Raw genomic sequence first — 18,098 nt, 5'->3', positions numbered from 1 at the left:
CGACCGGTGGCCGGCAGCCCGTATGCCGAGACCCCGAAACGTCCCTTCTCCCCGCCGTCATACGGTGGGACGCACCATCCGTACACAAGGAGAGAACCCAAAGTGGCCGAGCTGTTCTACGACGCTGACGCCGACCTGTCCATCATCCAGGGCCGCAAGGTCGCGGTCATCGGCTACGGCAGCCAGGGCCACGCCCACGCGCTGTCGCTGCGCGACTCGGGTGTCGACGTGCGGGTCGGTCTGCACGAGGGCTCCCCGTCCAAGGCGAAGGCCGAGGAGCAGGGCCTGCGCGTGGTGACCGTGGCGGAGGCCGCCGCCGAGGCGGACGTCATCATGATCCTGGTCCCGGACCCGATCCAGGCCCAGGTCTACGAGGAGTCCATCGCCCCGAACCTGAAGGACGGCGACGCGCTGTTCTTCGGCCACGGCTTCAACATCCGCTTCGGCTTCATCAAGCCCCCGGCCGGCGTGGACGTCTGCATGGTCGCCCCGAAGGGCCCGGGCCACCTGGTGCGCCGCCAGTACGAGGAGGGCCGCGGCGTCCCCTGCATCGTGGCCGTCGAGCAGGACGCCTCGGGCAACGCGTTCGCGCTGGCGCTGTCGTACGCCAAGGGCATCGGCGGCACCCGCGCCGGCGTCATCAAGACGACCTTCACCGAGGAGACCGAGACCGACCTCTTCGGCGAGCAGGCCGTTCTGTGCGGCGGCACCTCCGCCCTGGTGAAGGCCGGCTTCGAGACCCTGGTCGAGGCGGGCTACCAGCCGGAGATCGCCTACTTCGAGTGCCTGCACGAGCTGAAGCTGATCGTCGACCTCATGTACGAGGGCGGCCTGGAGAAGATGCGCTGGTCGGTCTCCGAGACCGCCGAGTGGGGCGACTACATCACCGGCCCCCGCATCATCACGGACGCCACCAAGGCCGAGATGAAGCAGGTCCTCGCCGAGATCCAGGACGGCACCTTCGCCCGCAACTGGATGGACGAGTACCACGGCGGTCTGAAGAAGTACAACGAGTACAAGAAGCAGGACTCCGAGCACCTGCTGGAGACCACCGGCAAGGAGCTGCGCAAGCTCATGAGCTGGGTGAACGAGGAGGCGTAGGCCTCACGGCCGAGGGGCCGGAGCGATCCGCTCCGGCCCCTTCGGCGAACCGGGGTAACGTCTGGAGAAGACGTTGTCCACCCCGTCCAGCCACGGACGGGTGATCCTTCCGCAACGGCGCAAAACGACGTGTGCGGCGCCACTACACTGCTGCACAACAATCGCGTTCAGGCCCACAGCGTCGTGCGTCTTCCACGCGGCTAAGCACCCGCACTTCCCGGTGCCACCCCCCTCCACCGCCTGCGGCCGTCGGGACGGCCGTCCGCATTGGACATGTGAGGACTCACGTGAGCTCGTACCCCAGTCGAAAAGCCACGGTACTCATCGCTGAAGAGCTGTCGCCCGCGACCGTCGACGCCCTCGGCCCCGACTTCGAGATCCGGCACTGCAACGGCGCGGACCGTGCGGAGCTGCTGTCGGCGATCGCCGACGTCGACGCCATCCTGATCCGCTCCGCGACGAAGGTCGACGCCGAGGCCGTCGCCGCCGCGCGGAAGCTGAAGGTCGTCGCGCGAGCCGGCGTCGGCCTGGACAACGTGGACGTCTCCGCCGCCACCAAGGCCGGCGTGATGGTCGTCAACGCCCCCACCTCCAACATCGTGACCGCCGCCGAGCTGGCCTGCGGTCTGATCATCTCCACCGCCCGCAACATCCCGCAGGCCAACGCCGCGCTGAAGAACGGCGAGTGGAAGCGCAGCAAGTACACGGGCGTCGAGCTGGCCGAGAAGACCCTCGGTGTGGTCGGCCTGGGCCGGATCGGCGCGCTGGTCGCGCAGCGCATGTCCGGGTTCGGCATGAAAGTCGTCGCCTACGACCCCTACGTCCAGCCCGCCCGCGCCGCGCAGATGGGCGTCAAGGTGCTGTCCCTGGACGAGCTGCTGGAGGTCTCCGACTTCATCACCGTCCACCTGCCGAAGACCCCCGAGACCCTCGGGCTGATCGGCGACGAGGCGCTGCACAAGGTCAAGCCGAGCGTCCGCGTCGTCAACGCCGCGCGCGGCGGGATCGTCGACGAGGAGGCGCTGTACTCGGCGCTCAAGGAGGGCCGCGTCGCGGGCGCGGGTCTGGACGTGTACGCGAAGGAACCGTGCACGGACTCCCCGCTGTTCGAGCTGGACCAGGTCGTGTGCACCCCGCACCTGGGCGCCTCGACGGACGAGGCGCAGGAGAAGGCGGGCATCGCGGTCGCCAAGTCAGTGCGCCTCGCGCTGGCCGGCGAGCTGGTCCCGGACGCGGTGAACGTGCAGGGCGGTGTCATCGCCGAGGACGTCAAGCCGGGTCTGCCGCTCGCCGAGCGGCTCGGCCGTATCTTCACCGCCCTCGCGGGCGAGGTCGCGGTCCGGCTCGATGTCGAGGTCTACGGCGAGATCACCCAGCACGATGTGAAGGTGCTCGAACTGTCCGCGCTCAAGGGCGTGTTCGAGGACGTCGTGGCCGAGACGGTCTCGTACGTCAACGCGCCGCTGTTCGCCCAGGAGCGCGGTGTCGAGGTACGGCTGACCACCAGCTCGGAGGCCACCGACCACCGCAACGTGGTCACGGTGCGCGGCACGCTCGCGGGCGGTGAGGAGGTGTCGGTGTCCGGCACGCTGGCCGGCCCGAAGCACCACCAGAAGATCGTGGCGGTGGGCGGCTACGACGTGGACCTGGCGCTCGCGGACCACATGGTCGTGCTGCGCTACACCGACCGCCCGGGCGTGGTCGGCACGCTGGGCCGCATCCTCGGCGAGGCCGGCATCAACATCGCGGGCATGCAGGTCGCCCGTGACATCGCGGGCGGCGAGGCCCTCGCGGTCCTCACGGTCGACGACACGGTGCCGCAGAACGTCCTGACGGAGGTGGCCGACGAGATCGGCGCGACGTCCGCCCGCTCGGTGAACCTGGTCTGACGGCCCTCCCGCCCACCGGACTCGGTGGGCTGAAGGGCTGAGCCTGTGCTCGACCCCCCAGAGGGGGCACCGCCGGGCGGGCTGACTCTCGTCAGCCCGCCCGGCGTTCTTCTGCGCCCTGCTCCGCGTCCCCGGCCCCGATCCTGCGCAGGCTCAGCGCCGCGCCCACCGCGGCCACCACGAGGATGACCGCCCCGGCGATCGCCGCGCCGTTCATTCCGGTGGTGAACGCCTCCCGGGCCGTGACGACGAGGGATCGACCGGCTCCGCCGGGCAGCCGGGCGGCCGTGGCGAGAGCGCCGCCGAGGGTCTCGCGGGCCTCGGCCGGGGCGGTGGCCGGCATCTCGTGGCGGTAGAGCGCCGTACCGATGGAGCCGAGGACGGCCATGCCGAGGGCGCCGCCGAATTCGGTACTGGTCTCCAGCAGGGAAGAGGCCGTGCCCGCCCGCTCCACCGGAGCGCTGCTCATGGCCAGGTCAACCAGCTGGGACGCGATCGCGACCATCCCGCAGGCGAGGACGCCGGCCCCGGCCAGCACCAGCCACAGCGAGTCGGTGTCGAGCAGGGCGAGCATCGAGAACCCGGCCGCCATGGCCGCGAAGCCGCCGGCGACGACGTACCCCCGGTTGACCCCCCGCTGGACGAGCTGCGCGGTGACCGGACCGGCGAAGCCGATGAACACCGAGGGCAGCAGGCTCCACAGGGCCGCCGACAGCGGGCTCTTGCCGAGGACCGACTGCAGGTACTGCGTGGTGAAGATGGCCGAGCCCATCATGGCGAGAGCGGCGACGAGGTTCAGGACCAGCGCCGGGGCGAAGCCGTGGCCCCGCAGCAGGGCCGGCGGGATCAGCGGGGAGGCCGCGGTGCGCTGGCGGCGGACGAACAGGGCCGCGAAGAGCAGGCCGACGGTGACCGAGACGACGTACAGCGGGTGCCAGCCCTCGGAGGGGATCTCCTTCAGGCCGTAGATCACGGGGAGTACGGCGGCCATCGACAGCGGGACGCTCATCCAGTCGAAGCGGCCGGGCTCGGGGTTGCGCGACTCCGGCAGCAGGACCGGGCCGAGGAGCAGCAGCAGCGCCATCGCGGGCAGGTTGACCAGGAAGACCGAGCCCCACCAGAAGTGCTCGACGAGGATGCCGCTCATCACCGAGCCGAGTGCGATACCGCCGGTCATCACGCCGGACCACAGGCCGATCGCCTTGGCCCGCTGGGCGGGGTCGGTGAACATCGTGCGCAGCAGCGCCATGGTGGACGGCATCAGGGTCGCGCCGCCGATGCCGAGGAGCGCGCGGGCCGCGATCAGGGTCTCGGCGCTGTTCGCGTAGGCCGCGAGGAGCGAGGCTCCGCCGAAGGCGGCGGCGCCCATGAGGAGGAGCTTGCGGCGGCCGATGCGGTCGCCGAGCGAGCCCATCGTTATCAGCAGGCCGGCCAGGACGAAGCCGTAGATGTCGAAGATCCACAGCTGTTGGGTGCCGCTCGGGCGCAGATCGGTGCTGATCGCGGGAGTCGCGAAGTACAGGACGGAGACGTCCATCGAGACCAGCAGCAGCGGCAGCATCAGCACGCCGAGCGCGGTCCACTCGCGGCGTCCGGCGCGGGTGCCTCCGGCGGGGACGGTGGGGGCGGTGCTCGTCAGGTTCGTCATGCCGAGAAATGTACGCACGTCTTAAACGCTTGTCTAGAACGCTTGTATAAGTCATGCGTCTAGGACGTCTGTATGGATCGCGGAGTAGGCTGACTGGTATGGGACACCGTGAGGATCTGCTCGAAGGCGCCAAGCGCTGCCTGCTGGAGAAGGGGTTCGCGCGCACCACGGCGCGCGACATCGTCAAGGCCTCGGGAACCAACCTGGCCTCGATCGGGTACCACTACGGCTCGAAGGACGCGCTTCTCGCGCAGGCCTACATTGCAATGGTGGAGAACATGTCCGGCGCCTTCGACGGGGGCGACGGCGGCGCGATCGAGGGCGCGCCCGGCTCGCTGGAGCGGTTCCGGCGGGTGTGGTCGAACATCGTCGGCACCATGCGGGAGCCGGATTCGATGTGGCGCCTCAGCATGGAGGTCATGACCATCGACATGCCCGAGGTGCGCGAGCACCTGTCCCGCGCGCAGCGCGAGGGCGGGCGCGGCCTCGTGGCCGTCCTCCAGGGCGTGCCGGAGGAGGAGGTCTCCGACGAGACGGCCGACACCCTCGGCCGTTTCTACATGACGCTGATGACCGGGCTCATCGCGCAGTGGACGTTCGACGCGAAGACGGCCCCGGACGGGGACGCGCTCACCGAGGGCCTCCGGCGGATCATCGAGGGGGCAGGGCCGGCACCTGCCTGACGGGGTCGGGGGCGCCCAGCCGCGCCCGTACCGTCTTGCCGACCTCCGCCCTCAGGAACCAGTCCAGCTCCTCCGTGAGGTGAGCGACGACCAGGAGACCCCGGCCGCGTTCGCCTCCGGCGTGCTCGCGGCCCGGTTCGGGGAACGCCCGTACTGGGTCGGACACGTCCACGAGCAACCCACCGGCCTCCAACTCGGCCAGCCGCAGCCACAGTTCATGACCGGGGACCCTGCCGTGCAGCACGGCGTTGGCGACCAGCTCCGAGGCCACGAGTACGGCGTCCTCGATGTCACCGGTCCAGTTCACCGCCGGTTCGACGCCATGGCAGCATCAGCCCTGCCTCCCGAGGACACGCCCGACTTCCTGCATCGACTACGACGAGAGCTGTAGGCCTATGAACCCGCGTCACATCGCAACCGAACTCGCCCCCGACCCTGCCTGGTTCAAGTCCTCCTACAGCGACCCCGGCCAGAACTGCGTCGAAATGGCCCCCCTCCACCCCCACATCGGCGTCCGCGACTCCAAGAACCCCACCGGCCCGGCCCTCCTCCTCCCTTCCCGCGCCTGGACGGAGTTCGTCGCCTACCTCGCCGGGAGGTGATTGCTCACAGCCGCGCCCCCTTCAGCGCCATGTGCAGCAGCAGCCGGTCCTCGCCGTCGTCCAGGTCCAGGCCCGTGAGCTGTTCGACGCGGGAGAGGCGGTAGTAGAGGGTCTGGCGGTGGATGCCCAGTTCCGCCGCCGTGCGGCCCGCCTGGCCCGCGCAGTCCAGGAACACCTCCGCCGTGCGGGCCAGCTCGCGGTGGGCGGGGGAGAGCAGGACGCGTACGGCCGGGTCGTGCGGCGCCTCGGGCGGGAGCGATGTCAGCAGGCGGTACGGCCCGATCGCCGACCACTGCGCGACCGGGCCGAACCGTGGCTCCGCCAGGGCCGCACGGGCCGCCGCCGATGCCTCCTGCCAGGCGGTGCCCAGCTCGGCGAGGCCATGGCGGGCGCCGGCCACCCCGGCCGCCGTCCGCCTGCCGCCACGGGGCCCCTCCGCCTCCCGCAGCAGCCGCGCGGCCGCCGTGAGCGCGGGGGCCGGCACGTCCGCCGAGCGCAGCCGCACCAGCAGAGCCAGGCTCTGGCCGCTCGTGCCCCACGGCACCGTGCACAACGCGGTCGCGGCCGGGATCGTACGGACCGAGGGGGCGTCGTCCGGATCGGCCGAGGGCCAGGGCGCGACGCAGACCATCGTGTGCAGGCCCTCGCCGCGCACGCCCAGCGCCGTCCGCAGCTCGGCCACCGCCGCCTCCTGGTGCCAGCCGGGCTCGGCGGTCAGCACCGCGCGCAGCTCGCGGGTCAGATCCGCGCCCGCCTGCACCTCGTCGGCGAGCAGCGCGCCGATGCGGGCGGCGACCTCCATCGCGGCGGACAACTGCGCCTCGGACGGGCCGGGCTCGTCCGCGAGCAGCCACACATAGCCGAGGACGACACCCCGATGGCGTACGGGCAGACAGATCCGTCCCCGGTAGACACCCGCCTCCGGAGTCGGCGGAATGCGCACGGGGCCGGTGGCCCGGGCGATGCCGAAGCCCTCGAACCAGGCGCGCACCGCCGCGGTGGAGCGGCGCGTGAGGATCGAGCGGGTGCGGACGGGGTCGAGGGACGCCTCGTCGAACTCGCCGTCGCCGCTGTCGTAGGCGGCGAAGGCGATCAGCTCGAAGTCCCGGTTCTCCAGGGTCGCGGGGGCGCCGAGCAGCGCCGAGATCTCGTCGACGAGTTCCTGGTAGTCGCCCCGGCCCGGCTTGAAAACGTCCGCCACACGAGCATTCTCCCGCATTGCGCCACCTCGCTCATACAGCTGTCTGAGATCCAGGGCACGAATGCGTGACAGCTGTCGATGGCCGACGATCTGAGCAATCCATAGGTTTCACAGTGGTTCTCCGTGCCGTACCCGAATGGTCGGGATTCGGCCTCTTGTCGCCCTTGTGGAGGTGCCCGTGCTGGGTCCCGTGATTCTCGCCGCGTCGCGCAGCGACCGGATGCGCCGTCTGATCTCGGCCGCACCCCTGACGCAGCCGGTCGTCGACCGCTTCATCCCCGGCGAGACCGTCGACGAGATCGTCCCGATCATCGAGGACATCACCGGCAAGGGCCTCGAGGTCACCCTGGACGTCGTGGGCGAGGACATCACGACCCCCGAGCAGGCCATGGCCGCGCGGGACGCCTACCTGGAGCTGATCGGCCGCCTCAAGGAGCTGGGGCTCGGCGCGCGGGCCGAGATGTCCGTCAAGCTCTCGATGTTCGGCCAGGCGCTGGAGGGCGGCCACGAGCTGGCCCTCGCCAATGTGCGCCCGGTCGTCGAGGCCGCCGCCGAGTGCGGCACCACGGTCACGCTGGACGCCGAGGACCACACCACCCTGGACTCGATGTTCGCCATCCACGAGGAGCTGCGGAAGGACTTCCCGGGCACCGGCTGCGTGATCCAGGCCTACCTCTTCCGCACCGAGGCCGACGCCCGCCGGCTCGCCGAGAGCGGCAGCCGGGTACGTATCGTGAAGGGGGCGTACAAGGAGCCCGCGTCGGTCGCGTACCAGAACAAGCACGAGATCGACAAGGCGTACGTCCGCATCCTGAAGACCCTCATGGAGGGCGAGGGATACCCGATGATCGGCTCGCACGACCCGCGGATCATCGCGATCGCGCAGGACCTCGCCCGGCGCGCCGGGCGCAAGCTCGACGAGTACGAGTTCCAGATGCTGTACGGCATCCGCAGCGAGGAGCAGCTGCGGCTGGCCGCCGAGGGCCACCGTATGCGCGTCTACACGGCCTACGGCACCGACTGGTACGGCTACTTCATGCGCCGCCTGGCCGAGAAGCCGGCGAACCTCCGCTTCTTCGCCCGCTCGGTCCTCACCAAGAGCTGACACCCACCCGCTCGCACAAGGAGTTACGGAACCCACATGGACGCTGTGACCCAGGTCCCCACCCCCGTCAACGAGCCGGTGCACGGCTACGCCCCCGGTTCGCCCGAGCGCGCCCGGCTGGAGGCCAAGCTCAAGGAGCTGGCCGACAACCCGATCGATCTGCCGTGCACCATCGGCGGCGAGAAGCGCATGGGCGGCGGCGAGCCGTTCCAGGTCGTGCAGCCGCACAACCACCAGGCGGTCCTCGGCACCCTGCGCAACGCCACCCAGCAGGACGCGCGGGACGCCATCGACGCGGCCCTCGCCGCCGCCCCCGCCTGGCGCGCGCTGTCCTTCGACGACCGCGCCGCGATCATCCTGCGCGCCGCCGAGCTGCTGGCCGGCCCCTGGCGCGAGACCATCGCGGCCTCCACCATGCTCGGCCAGTCGAAGACCGCCCAGCAGGCGGAGATCGACAGCCCGTGCGAGCTGGTCGACTTCTGGCGCTTCAACGTCCACTACGCCCGCCAGATCCTGGCCGAACAGCCCCCGGCCAACTCCCCGGGTGTCTGGAACCGCCTCGACCACCGCCCGCTGGAGGGCTTCGTCTACGCGATCACCCCGTTCAACTTCACGGCGATCGCGGCCAATCTGCCCACCGCCCCCGCCCTCATGGGCAACGTGGTGGTCTGGAAGCCGTCCCCCACCCAGACCCACGCCGCCGTGCTGCTGATGCAGCTGCTGGAGGAGGCGGGCCTGCCCAAGGGCGTCATCAACCTCGTCACCGGCGACGGCATCGAGGTCTCCGAGGTCGCCCTCGAGCACCGCGACCTCGCGGGCATTCACTTCACCGGTTCGACCAGGACCTTCCAGCACCTGTGGAAGACGGTCGGCAACAACATCGAGAAGTACCGCTCCTACCCGCGCCTGGTCGGCGAGACCGGCGGCAAGGACTTCGTCGTCGCGCACCCGAGCGCCGACCGCGCGGTCCTCAAGACGGCGCTCACCCGCGGCGCCTTCGAGTACCAGGGCCAGAAGTGCTCGGCGACCTCGCGCGCCTACATCCCGGCCTCCCTCTGGAACTCCGGCTTCAAGGAGGAGTTCACGGCCGAGATCGACCACCTGACCATGGGTGACGTCACCGACCTGTCGAACTTCATCGGCGCCCTGATCGACGAGCGTGCCTTCGCGAAGAACAAGGCCGCCATCGACCGCGCCCAGCAGGACCCGACCTGCACGATCGTCGCGGGCGGCACCTACGACGACTCGGTCGGCTACTTCGTCCGGCCGACCGTCGTCGAGTGCACCGACCCGGAGAACGAGGTCTTCACGACCGAGTACTTCGGTCCGATCCTCGCGGTGTACGTCTACGACGACGAGAAGTACGACGAGATGCTGACCCAGATGGAGTCGGTCTCCGACTACGCCCTCACGGGCTCGGTCATCGCGAACGACCGCGCCGCGGCGGCGTACACGGCCGAGCGGCTGCGCTACGCGGCCGGCAACTTCTACATCAACGACAAGTCGACCGGCGCCGTGGTCGGCCAGCAGCCCTTCGGCGGCGGCCGGGCCTCCGGCACCGACGACAAGGCGGGCGCCCCGCAGAACCTGCTGCGCTGGACCCTGACCCGCTCCATCAAGGAGGCGCTGGTGGCGCCGACCGAGTACACCTACCCCCACATGGGCTGACGCCCCCTGAGCACCGCCCCCGTCCCGGGTCATCGACACCCGGGGCGGGGGCGGTCGTCATGACGCGCCCCTCGGGGGCCGCGCGGCCCCCGTACCAGCGGCAGGCCGGCGCCATGAAGCCCCCCTCCGCCCCGACGGGCACCGGGAGCGTGTCCCCGTCGTGCACCGTGAGCGCCGGACCCGGGGGCCATACTGGTCCGGTGGCCACCAGTCTGCGCACCGTTCACACCGCCGACCTCGACCCCGCCGAACTCCGCGCCGCCCGCGCGCTTTTGGACGAGGCGTTCGCCGGCGACTACGACGACGAGGAGTGGGAGCACGGGCTCGGCGGGCTGCACGTCCTCGTGAGCGACGACCGGGGGCTCGCCGCGCACGGGTCCGTCATCCAGCGGCGCGCCCGCTATCGCAAGCACTGGCTGCGCGTCGGGTACGTCGAGGGCGTCGGGGTGCGCCCGGACGCACGGCGCCAGGGGCACGGCGGGCGCGTCATGGCCGAGATCGAGCGGATCATCGACGGCGCCTACGACCTCGGCGCGCTCTCCGCGAGCGACGAGGGCGCCACGCTGTACCGGGCCCGGGGCTGGCAGCTGTGGTCCGGCCGCCTGTGCGCCCTCGGCCCCCGCGGCGTGGTCCGTCTGCGCGACGAGGAGGACTGCACCTTTGTGCGGCAGGCCGCCGCGGGCCCGCTCGACCCGAAGCACAAGCTGGTCTTCGACTGGCGGGACGGCGACGTGCTCTGACGGCCGGCGGCGCCGTAGGGGCAGGTCACGGCCGGGCGGGCCGGTCCGCCGTCTCAGATAGTAGGAAGTCCGAGTAATTATGGAGACAGACGCCCGGTCCTCGCTTAGCTTTGGAGGAGCCGAACGTCTCGCTCGATCCAGCGAATGGCGGTCGTGAGCCGGGCCCGATGCAGGTCACCCCTGCGGCACCGCTCCCCGCTCCTCTGGGGGCACCGCCCACGCCCATTAGGCAGTGGGGGAGTCTCGAAACCCCTTTCCGCACTCCCTTGATCGCGAAGGAGTCGATTCCCCATGGCCGAGACGACCGCCCGCCGCCGAGTCCGTCACGTTTCCCGCACGAGTGAGTCCGACCGCAAGAACGCCGCCGCCGCGCTCCAGCGCGCCCTCGACCGCCGGGACAACGGCGGCGAGACCGGCCACTGAGCCGCCGGCGGACAGCGCTTTCCGAGCCGGGAGCCGCGCCCGTGGGGTGCGGCGCGGTCACGCACCGCGCCGCACCCCGAACCGAGCCGTACGGACGGAACCGGGAGAACACGGCGGCGCCCCGTGTCCGTATCCCGGACGGCTCGTGTCATTCCATGGGACAAGGAGTACGGTGCCGTCATGTCTCGCAGCATCAATCTCGCAGTGATTCCCGGTGACGGCATCGGCCAGGAGGTCGTGGCCCAGGGGCTGAAGGTCCTCTCCGCCGTCCTTCCGCAGGATGTGAAGCTGGAGACCAAGGAGTTCGACTTCGGCGCCCGGCGCTACCACGCCACCGGTGAGACCCTCACCGACGCCGACCTGGAGGAGCTCAAGCAGCACGACGCGATCCTGCTCGGCGCGATCGGCGACCCGTCGGTCCCGTCCGGCGTCCTGGAGCGCGGCTTCCTGCTCAAGCTCCGCTTCGCCTTCGACCACCACGTCAACCTGCGTCCCTCCAAGCTGCTCCCGGGTGTCGAGACCCCGCTCGCGGGCCAGCCCGAGATCGACTTCGTCGTGGTCCGCGAGGGCACCGAGGGCCCGTACACGGGCAACGGCGGCACCATCCGCACCGGCACCCCGCACGCGGTCGCCACGGAGGTCTCGCTGAACACCGCCTTCGGCATCGAGCGCGTCGTGCGCGACGCGTACGCCCGCGCGCAGGCCCGCCCCCGCAAGAAGCTGGCCCTCGTCCACAAGAACAACGTGCTCGTGCACGCCGGTCACCTGTGGACGGACATCTTCACCCAGGTGGGCGAGGAGTTCCCCGAGGTCACCACCGAGTACATGCACGTCGACGCGGCGACGATCTACCTCGTCACGCAGCCCGAGCGCTTCGACGTGATCGTCACCGACAACCTCTTCGGCGACATCATCACCGACCTCGCCGCCGCCATCTCCGGCGGCATCGGGGTCGCCGCCTCCGGCAACATCAACCCGTCCGGCGCGTTCCCGTCGATGTTCGAGCCCGTGCACGGCTCGGCGCCCGACATCGCGGGCCAGGGCAAGGCCGACCCGTCGGCCACCGTCCTGTCGGTCGCCCTGCTGCTGCGGCACCTCGGATACGAGACCGAGGCCGTCCGCATCGAGGAGGCCGTCTCCGCCGACCTCGCCGAGCGCGTGGGCAAGCCCGCCCGCACCACCGACGAGATCGGCGACGCGCTCGTCGTACGAGTAGCCGGCTGACCCGCCGCCGCTCACATCCTGAGAAAGGCCGCCGGGTCGCGACGCGCCCGGCGGCTTTCCCATGCCGTCGCCGGGTGTCACCATCGACCCACTCCTGGGCCATCCCCAGGGCCGCATTCACACCGTTTCACCCCGCTCCCGGCTCCGCTCGAAGCAGGGGGGGTCCTCATCGACTCCCCGCTTGCGATAATCGAACGAGGAGCCGCGGTATGAGGGAATGCTCGGACGTCCTCACCATCGCCACTGGCGGTACGGGCGTGAGCGCGGCCCGTCAACACAACCGGTGAAGGACAAGCACACATGACGATGCCCACGATCGAGCTGAAGCCGTCCGCCAACCCGCTCTCCGACGCGGAGCGGGAGGCCATCCTGGCCAACCCCGGGTTCGGCCGCCACTTCACCGATCACATGGTGACCATCCGGTGGACCGAGGGCCGCGGCTGGCACGACGGCCAGCTCGTCCCGTACGCCCCGCTCTCCCTCGACCCCGCCACCAATGTCCTGCACTACGCCCAGGAGATCTTCGAGGGGCTCAAGGCGTACCGCCGGCCCGACGGCTCGGTGGCCAGCTTCCGCCCGGAGGCGAACGCCCGGCGCTTCCAGCGCTCGGCGCAGCGCCTGGCCATGCCCGAGCTACCGGTCGAGACCTTCATCGAGGCCTGCGACGTGCTCGTCCAGCAGGACAAGGCATGGGTGCCGGCGCACGGCGGCGAGGAGTCCCTGTATCTGCGGCCGTTCATGATCGCCACCGAGGTCGGTCTGGGCGTCAAGCCCGCCAACGAGTACCTGTTCATCGTCATCGCCTGCCCGGCCGGCGCCTACTTCCCGGGCGGCGTCAAGCCGGTCTCCATCTGGGTCTCGGAGGACCGGGTCCGCGCCGTCCCCGGCGGCATGGGCGACGCCAAGACCGGCGGCAACTACGCGGCCTCCCTGCTCGCCCAGGCCGAGGCGGCGGCCAAGGGCTGCGACCAGGTCTGCTACCTCGACGCGGTGGAGCACACCTGGGTCGAGGAACTGGGCGGCATGAACCTGTACTTCGTGTACGGCAACAAGATCGTCACCCCGACGCTGACCGGCTCGATCCTGGAGGGCGTCACCCGTGACTCCCTCCTCACCGTCGCCCGCGACCTCGGCTACGAGGCGGAGGAGCGCCGCGTCTCCGTCGACGAGTGGCAGGCCGACTCCGAGAACGGCACCCTGACCGAGGTCTTCGCCTGCGGCACCGCGGCGGTCATCACCCCGGTCGGCACGGTCATGCGCACGAGCGCCGAGTGGAAGCAGTCGGGCGGCGAGCCGGGCGAGGTGACCATGAAGCTCCGCGAGGCCCTGCTGGACATCCAGCGTGGCGTCCGCGAGGACACGCACGGCTGGATGCACCCGCTCGGCTAGCCCCTGGTAGCCCCTGCGCACCGTCAGGGCCGCCCCGGACCCCGCGTCCGAGGCGGCCCTTTCGTGTGCGGGGGCGGTGCCGCGGAGGTGGGGGAGGGGTGTGACAGCACGAACGAACCGTCCGTCGGGTCTGTCTGGCAATGCGCTCTACGAGTACGCGCACGTGGGGTATGTGCGATCGGGCGCGAGCCTTCGGGACGGCGCGGGCGATCCCGACCTCTTCGACCGCAGGCGGCAACCGCATCCCGCGCAACTACGTCCTGTGGACCTTCGAGCGTGCACACCAGCAGGGCAAGCTCTCAACGAGCAGCGATGGTGCCCATTCCGCCTTCAGAAGCTGTTTCTGAACCCAAACGGGCAGGTCAGCGCCGTGAGCCGCCTTGGGCTGGGCCTACTCGACGTGCCTGCTCCGCCGCAGGTGGCCTCATCATGCGTTCCCGGAGAGGCCGACAAGGTGGCGCGGCACTTCGCTTGGCTCGGCCAGGTCGAGGGCGCGTTGAGCGAGCCACTGGTCATGGACGGCGCTGGGGGACCGTAGAAGCGAGCGTTTGAGCAGTGCTTCGCTGCGTGTGAGGCGTTTGCGTACGGCGGATGCGGAGATGGACAGTGCGGCCGCGGTGGGGCCGATGCGTGCGTCGAGGCGCAGCCAGGTGGTGAGGGTCTCCGCGATGCATGGGGGGACGTCGGGCGCGGTGACAGGACGGAACTGTTGTTGGGCCCACATCCCGATGCCGGGCAGCAGCAGGAGCTCGTCCAGGGTGGGCGGCGTCTCCCCCGTCCCTGTGGCGTCGTGCTCCGCCGGGGGTGGGACCTGTGTGGCGACGGTGCGCAGAGCGAGTGCCAGCGCGGCCTGGTCGGCGAGCCGATGCAGGTCCAAGCCGAGCAGTTCTTGGATGCATGTCAGGCGCGCGCTCAGGGTGTTGCGGTGAATATCCAGGTGGGCCGTCGCACGGGAGGAGAAGCTGATCCATGACGCGGCGGTGGCCAGCAGTTCCGCGCTGTCGGGGTCCTGGGCCCGCCTGGCGCGGTGGGTACGGATCGGTGAGAGGAAGGCCTCGGCCCAGGTCGCCGCAGCGGGCCCGATGGTCGGTACCAGGTCGGGGTTGGCCGCGAACGAGGCCTGCCGTTCGGAGCGGCCGCGTGCGGCGGCGAGAGCATGGAACGCCTGAGCATAGCCGGTGGCGGTTTCCCGCAGGGGCACGGCACTGCTCTCTCCGATCCAGCAGGCGGCCGCCAGTTCGGGGGGCCAGACCGGTGCCGGGGCGCCGTCATCGGGCGCAATCATGAAGAGGTGGTCGGCGTACACCGGGCACGGCACGATCCACGCGCCTTCGGCCACATCGGTCAGTTCTCCGACCAGTTGGCTGCGAACCCTCGGCGGACCCTCGATGACGTACACCCGCACCATCGCGGGCAGAGCCGGGCGCAGCGCCCCCGCGATCTGGCGCGCGGCGGACGTATGGCCGTTCAGCAGCAAAAGCAGGACTGCTTCGCGCGTCCCGGCTTCGGCGATCCTCAGCCGACGCTGCTTGCGCCGGGTGTGTTCCGCCAGCCAGCTCGGACTCAGCACGGAGGTGGCATCCGCAAGCAGGAGCGGCAGGTCAGGTGGTGCCGGCCGGGGCACAACGGCAGCGAGAAGGGGCGCGGCAGCACTCCGCGATCCGTCGAGGGGAAGGACGATGCAGGTGAGCCCGTCCTGGTCGATGGCAACGGACCCCAGCCGCCGCTCAGCTAACTCTCGTGCACCACGCAGCGCGAGACCACGCTCGGCGTCGCCGAGGGGAGCGTGGGGCGGGTGGGCCGGAGTACCCGCAGAGTTCATCAGGAAGACGGTGGCGCCGGTGCGGCCCGCCAGCCAGCGAAGCACCGGCCCGGTGCCGCCCTTGCGGGCGGCACGTTGCATATCCAGCACGTCGTCGGCCCGTCGAATCCGTCCGACAGCCGCCGTGTCCGCACGCAGATCACCATGCATGTCGCCCCCCGAGAGGCTTGCAAATCTGTTCGGCAGCAGAGTAGCCGGGCGCTGGCAGGAGCCCAACAGGCTCACTGTGCAGACCGACACCGGAGGGACCGCTTCACCGTGCAAACAGGTTCCTCGCCCCACCCGCAGCCGCCGTGGTGTTCTGGTCGGCCGGACTGCGGACTTGTGTGGGAAATGCGGCTACACCCAGCCGCCCCAGGCAGCTTGGTCCTGCCGGGTAGTACAAGACCGGTCCCATCGGTCGCCCGCTCAGAAGGCCGGAAGCGTCAGATCGACGTCGTGGTAAGCCGGCGAATCCCGAGGAGGCCGCGTGGGCGGCAGCGCCAGGTTCCGGGGAGCAACTCGCGCTGTGGTCCCAGGCCGCCGGCAGGGCTGGGGGTGGGGCTGACGGGCAGTCGGCAGCTACCGGTCCCTGCCGCGGGAACGACGACGTCAGACAGGGTAGCCCTGGGGAGGAGGGCTACCCTGCCGCCGCCAGCGGACGAGGTCGTCACCCCGACGCTGACCGGCTCGATCCTGGAGGGCGTCACCCGTGACTCCCTCCTCACCGTCGCCCGCGACCTCGGCTACGAGGCGGAGGAGCGCCGCGTCTCCGTCGACGAGTGGCAGGCCGACTCCGAGAACGGCACCCTGACCGAGGTCTTCGCCTGCGGCACCGCGGCGGTCATCACCCCGGTCGGCACGGTCATGCGCACGAGCGCCGAGTGGAAGCAGTCGGGCGGCGAGCCGGGCGAGGTGACCATGAAGCTCCGCGAGGCCCTGCTGGACATCCAGCGTGGCGTCCGCGAGGACACGCACGGCTGGATGCACCCGCTGGGCTGATGCGCCCGTGCCGGCCCCGCCCCGCCCAGTTCCGGAACGGGGCGGGGCCGGCGTACGGCGCTACAGCCCGCTCTCGACCCGGGCCGGCTCCTTGCCCGCCTTGACACGGGCCGACCGCTGCCGGGGTGACGAGGCCAGGTAGGTCAGGCCGCCCACCGCGCCTGACAGCAGGAAGCTGCAGTCCACACCCTGCGTCAGGGACAGCAGCGGGCCCTGGTAGGACGGGAGGGACACCGCGAGCAGCCCCACCGCGGCGCCCGCCGCCCAGGACGCCGTCGCCCGTACGTTCCAGCCGGAGCGGTACCAGTAGATCCCGCCGCGCGAGCGGCGGTTGAAGACCTGGAGCGCGTCGGCGTCGTAGACGCCCCGGCTGCGCACGAAGCCGATGAGGGTGATGACCGCCCACGGCGTGCCGATCGCCGTCAGCAGCAGCACGAAGGACGTCATCGCCGACTGCGCGTTCCACGCGTAGTGGCCGACGAAGACGCAGCCGGTGGCGACGACGGCGACCGTGTAGGTGGCGCGGGCGCGCGAGGCGCGCGGCAGGATCGCGTCCAGGTCGAGGCCCATCGAGTACAGCATCAGGCCCGCGTTGCCGACCGAGCCCGCGGAGGCGGCGAGGAGAAGCGGGACCAGGTACCAGCCGGGGGAGGCGTCGACGAGCGGTCCGGCGTAGTCGAGGGCCGCACGGGCCGCGTACGCCGTGAAGGTGCCGAAGAGCTGCGGGACGAGCAGGCCGAGGATCAGACCGAGCCAGGTCGCGTGCAGGACCCGGCGGGCGCTGTGGCGGGCGGGGGAGATGTACCGGGTGTAGTCGCCGAGGAGGGTGATGAAGGCGATCGGGCCGGAGAGGCCGGCGGCCACCGTCGCCAGGAACCACGTCGGCCAGAAGCCGCCCAGCAGATAGCCGCCCGCCTCCGGCAGCGCGGACGTCGTGAAGTGCGGGGCGTACGCGATCACCCCGAGGGCGAGGAGGGCAGTCATCCCGATGGTCAGGGCGCGGGAGAGGCCGAGGAGCACCCGGTAGCCGTAGACGGCGCCCGTGACGGTCGCCGCGGCGAGCAGCGCGTAGACGAGGGCGTAGACCCCGCCGTTCGCCGTCAGCCCGAACAGGCGGTGCAGGACGCCCACCATCACATCGCCGCCGATCCAGACGGTCAGGGCGGTGTAGCCGAGGGCGAGCAGCAGCCCGACCACGGAGCCGACCAGCCGGCCGCGCACACCGAACTGGGCGCCGGACGACGTCGACAGGTTCGTGGCCGTGCGCAGCGACACCAGTGCCAGCGGGGCCGTGAGCAGGGTGCCGGCCACCGTGCCCACGACGATCGAGCTGAGTGAGGCCCACCAGCCTAGCCCGAAGGAGGGGGGCAGCCAGCCGAAGATGATCACGCCGAAACAGAGATTGGACCCGACCAGGATCGAGACCAGATCGCGGGGCCCGCTGGTGCGTTCCTCGTCCGGGATGGTGTCGACTCCGCGCTGTTCTATCGGCATGGCAGGTCCCCTTCGACGGCCGCCTGAGGTTTAGAGCGGCGTTCAATGTGACGTGGCCGATGTGTGTTAGTCAATGGTTCCTATTCATGAAACCTGCGTTTAGAGTGATGCTCTAAATCATGGGAAGG

At 70.7% G+C, this 18,098-nt stretch carries 15 protein-coding genes and 1 pseudogene; 11 read left to right on the top strand and 5 right to left on the bottom strand.

The window, feature by feature from the left end; genetic code table 11:
- Positions 1-102: 102 nt before the first annotated feature.
- Together ilvC and serA are read left to right on the top strand one after the other, a co-directional pair.
- Positions 103-1,101, top strand: a complete 999-nt coding sequence (gene ilvC, locus ACWD5Q_RS16490) for a ketol-acid reductoisomerase (protein WP_451427687.1) — start codon at positions 103-105, stop codon at positions 1,099-1,101.
- A gap of 287 nt (positions 1,102-1,388) precedes the next feature.
- Entirely contained in the window at positions 1,389-2,990 is a 1,602-nt protein-coding gene (serA, locus tag ACWD5Q_RS16485) for a phosphoglycerate dehydrogenase (RefSeq protein WP_451427686.1), read from the top strand.
- A 91-nt stretch (positions 2,991-3,081) separates the two neighbouring features.
- On the opposite strand, the gene ACWD5Q_RS16480 is transcribed toward serA, so the two are convergent.
- The gene (locus tag ACWD5Q_RS16480; protein ID WP_451427685.1) at positions 3,082-4,638 is read right to left on the bottom strand and encodes an MFS transporter; all 1,557 of its coding nucleotides are present in this window, start codon (positions 4,636-4,638) and stop codon (positions 3,082-3,084) included.
- Positions 4,639-4,736: 98 nt separating this feature from the next.
- Here ACWD5Q_RS16480 and ACWD5Q_RS16475 point away from each other — a divergent pair, with 98 nt between their 5' ends.
- Positions 4,737-5,321, top strand: a complete 585-nt coding sequence (locus ACWD5Q_RS16475; protein WP_451427684.1) for a TetR/AcrR family transcriptional regulator — start codon at positions 4,737-4,739, stop codon at positions 5,319-5,321.
- Here the strand turns inward: ACWD5Q_RS16475 and ACWD5Q_RS16470 are convergent.
- Positions 5,290-5,628 carry an ATP-binding protein gene (locus ACWD5Q_RS16470; RefSeq protein WP_451427683.1) on the bottom strand — a complete coding sequence of 113 codons (339 nt, stop codon included), beginning with the start codon at positions 5,626-5,628 and terminating at the stop codon, positions 5,290-5,292. The genes ACWD5Q_RS16475 and ACWD5Q_RS16470 overlap by 32 nt on opposite strands.
- Positions 5,629-5,716: 88 nt before the next feature.
- On the opposite strand from ACWD5Q_RS16470, the gene ACWD5Q_RS16465 reads away from it, so the two are divergent.
- Entirely contained in the window at positions 5,717-5,923 is a 207-nt protein-coding gene (locus ACWD5Q_RS16465; RefSeq protein ID WP_451427682.1) for a DUF397 domain-containing protein, read from the top strand.
- A 4-nt stretch (positions 5,924-5,927) separates the two neighbouring features.
- Here ACWD5Q_RS16465 and ACWD5Q_RS16460 read toward each other — a convergent pair whose 3' ends face one another.
- Positions 5,928-7,142 (bottom strand): PucR family transcriptional regulator, encoded by a 1,215-nt coding sequence (locus ACWD5Q_RS16460; RefSeq protein WP_451427681.1) that lies wholly within the window; start codon positions 7,140-7,142, stop codon positions 5,928-5,930.
- Positions 7,143-7,302: 160 nt separating this feature from the next.
- Here ACWD5Q_RS16460 and ACWD5Q_RS16455 point away from each other — a divergent pair, with 160 nt between their 5' ends.
- From ACWD5Q_RS16455 to ACWD5Q_RS16430, 6 genes are all read left to right on the top strand, one after another.
- On the top strand, positions 7,303-8,229 hold the full coding sequence (locus ACWD5Q_RS16455) for a proline dehydrogenase family protein (protein ID WP_451427680.1): 927 nt from the start codon (positions 7,303-7,305) through the stop codon (positions 8,227-8,229).
- Positions 8,230-8,265: 36 nt separating this feature from the next.
- Positions 8,266-9,897, top strand: coding sequence for an L-glutamate gamma-semialdehyde dehydrogenase (gene pruA, locus ACWD5Q_RS16450; protein WP_451427679.1), 1,632 nt, complete (start codon positions 8,266-8,268; stop codon positions 9,895-9,897).
- Positions 9,898-10,097: 200 nt separating this feature from the next.
- Complete coding sequence (locus tag ACWD5Q_RS16445; RefSeq protein WP_451427678.1) at positions 10,098-10,637, top strand: GNAT family N-acetyltransferase; 540 nt, start codon at positions 10,098-10,100, stop codon at positions 10,635-10,637.
- A 291-nt stretch (positions 10,638-10,928) separates the two neighbouring features.
- Positions 10,929-11,060 carry a hypothetical protein gene (locus ACWD5Q_RS16440; protein WP_267971215.1) on the top strand — a complete coding sequence of 44 codons (132 nt, stop codon included), beginning with the start codon at positions 10,929-10,931 and terminating at the stop codon, positions 11,058-11,060.
- A gap of 180 nt (positions 11,061-11,240) precedes the next feature.
- Positions 11,241-12,284, top strand: a complete 1,044-nt coding sequence (locus ACWD5Q_RS16435) for a 3-isopropylmalate dehydrogenase (protein WP_451427677.1) — start codon at positions 11,241-11,243, stop codon at positions 12,282-12,284.
- A gap of 300 nt (positions 12,285-12,584) precedes the next feature.
- Positions 12,585-13,673, top strand: coding sequence for a branched-chain amino acid aminotransferase (locus ACWD5Q_RS16430; protein ID WP_451427676.1), 1,089 nt, complete (start codon positions 12,585-12,587; stop codon positions 13,671-13,673).
- A gap of 427 nt (positions 13,674-14,100) precedes the next feature.
- Here the strand turns inward: ACWD5Q_RS16430 and ACWD5Q_RS16425 are convergent, their stop codons facing one another.
- Positions 14,101-15,720 (bottom strand): helix-turn-helix domain-containing protein, encoded by a 1,620-nt coding sequence (locus tag ACWD5Q_RS16425; protein ID WP_451427675.1) that lies wholly within the window; start codon positions 15,718-15,720, stop codon positions 14,101-14,103.
- 414 nt (positions 15,721-16,134) lie between these two features.
- Here ACWD5Q_RS16425 and ACWD5Q_RS16420 point away from each other — a divergent pair.
- Positions 16,135-16,476: pseudogene (locus ACWD5Q_RS16420) on the top strand (aminotransferase class IV); the annotation flags it as partial.
- 60 nt (positions 16,477-16,536) lie between these two features.
- Here ACWD5Q_RS16420 and ACWD5Q_RS16415 read toward each other — a convergent pair.
- Entirely contained in the window at positions 16,537-17,970 is a 1,434-nt protein-coding gene (locus tag ACWD5Q_RS16415) for a cytosine permease (RefSeq protein WP_451427674.1), read from the bottom strand.
- Between the last annotated feature and the right edge of the window lie 128 nt (positions 17,971-18,098).

The organism is Streptomyces sp. NPDC002513, from assembly GCF_053595355.1.
Note: the sequence above shows the minus strand (reverse complement) of the source record. Positions and strands in the feature narration are given on the sequence as shown.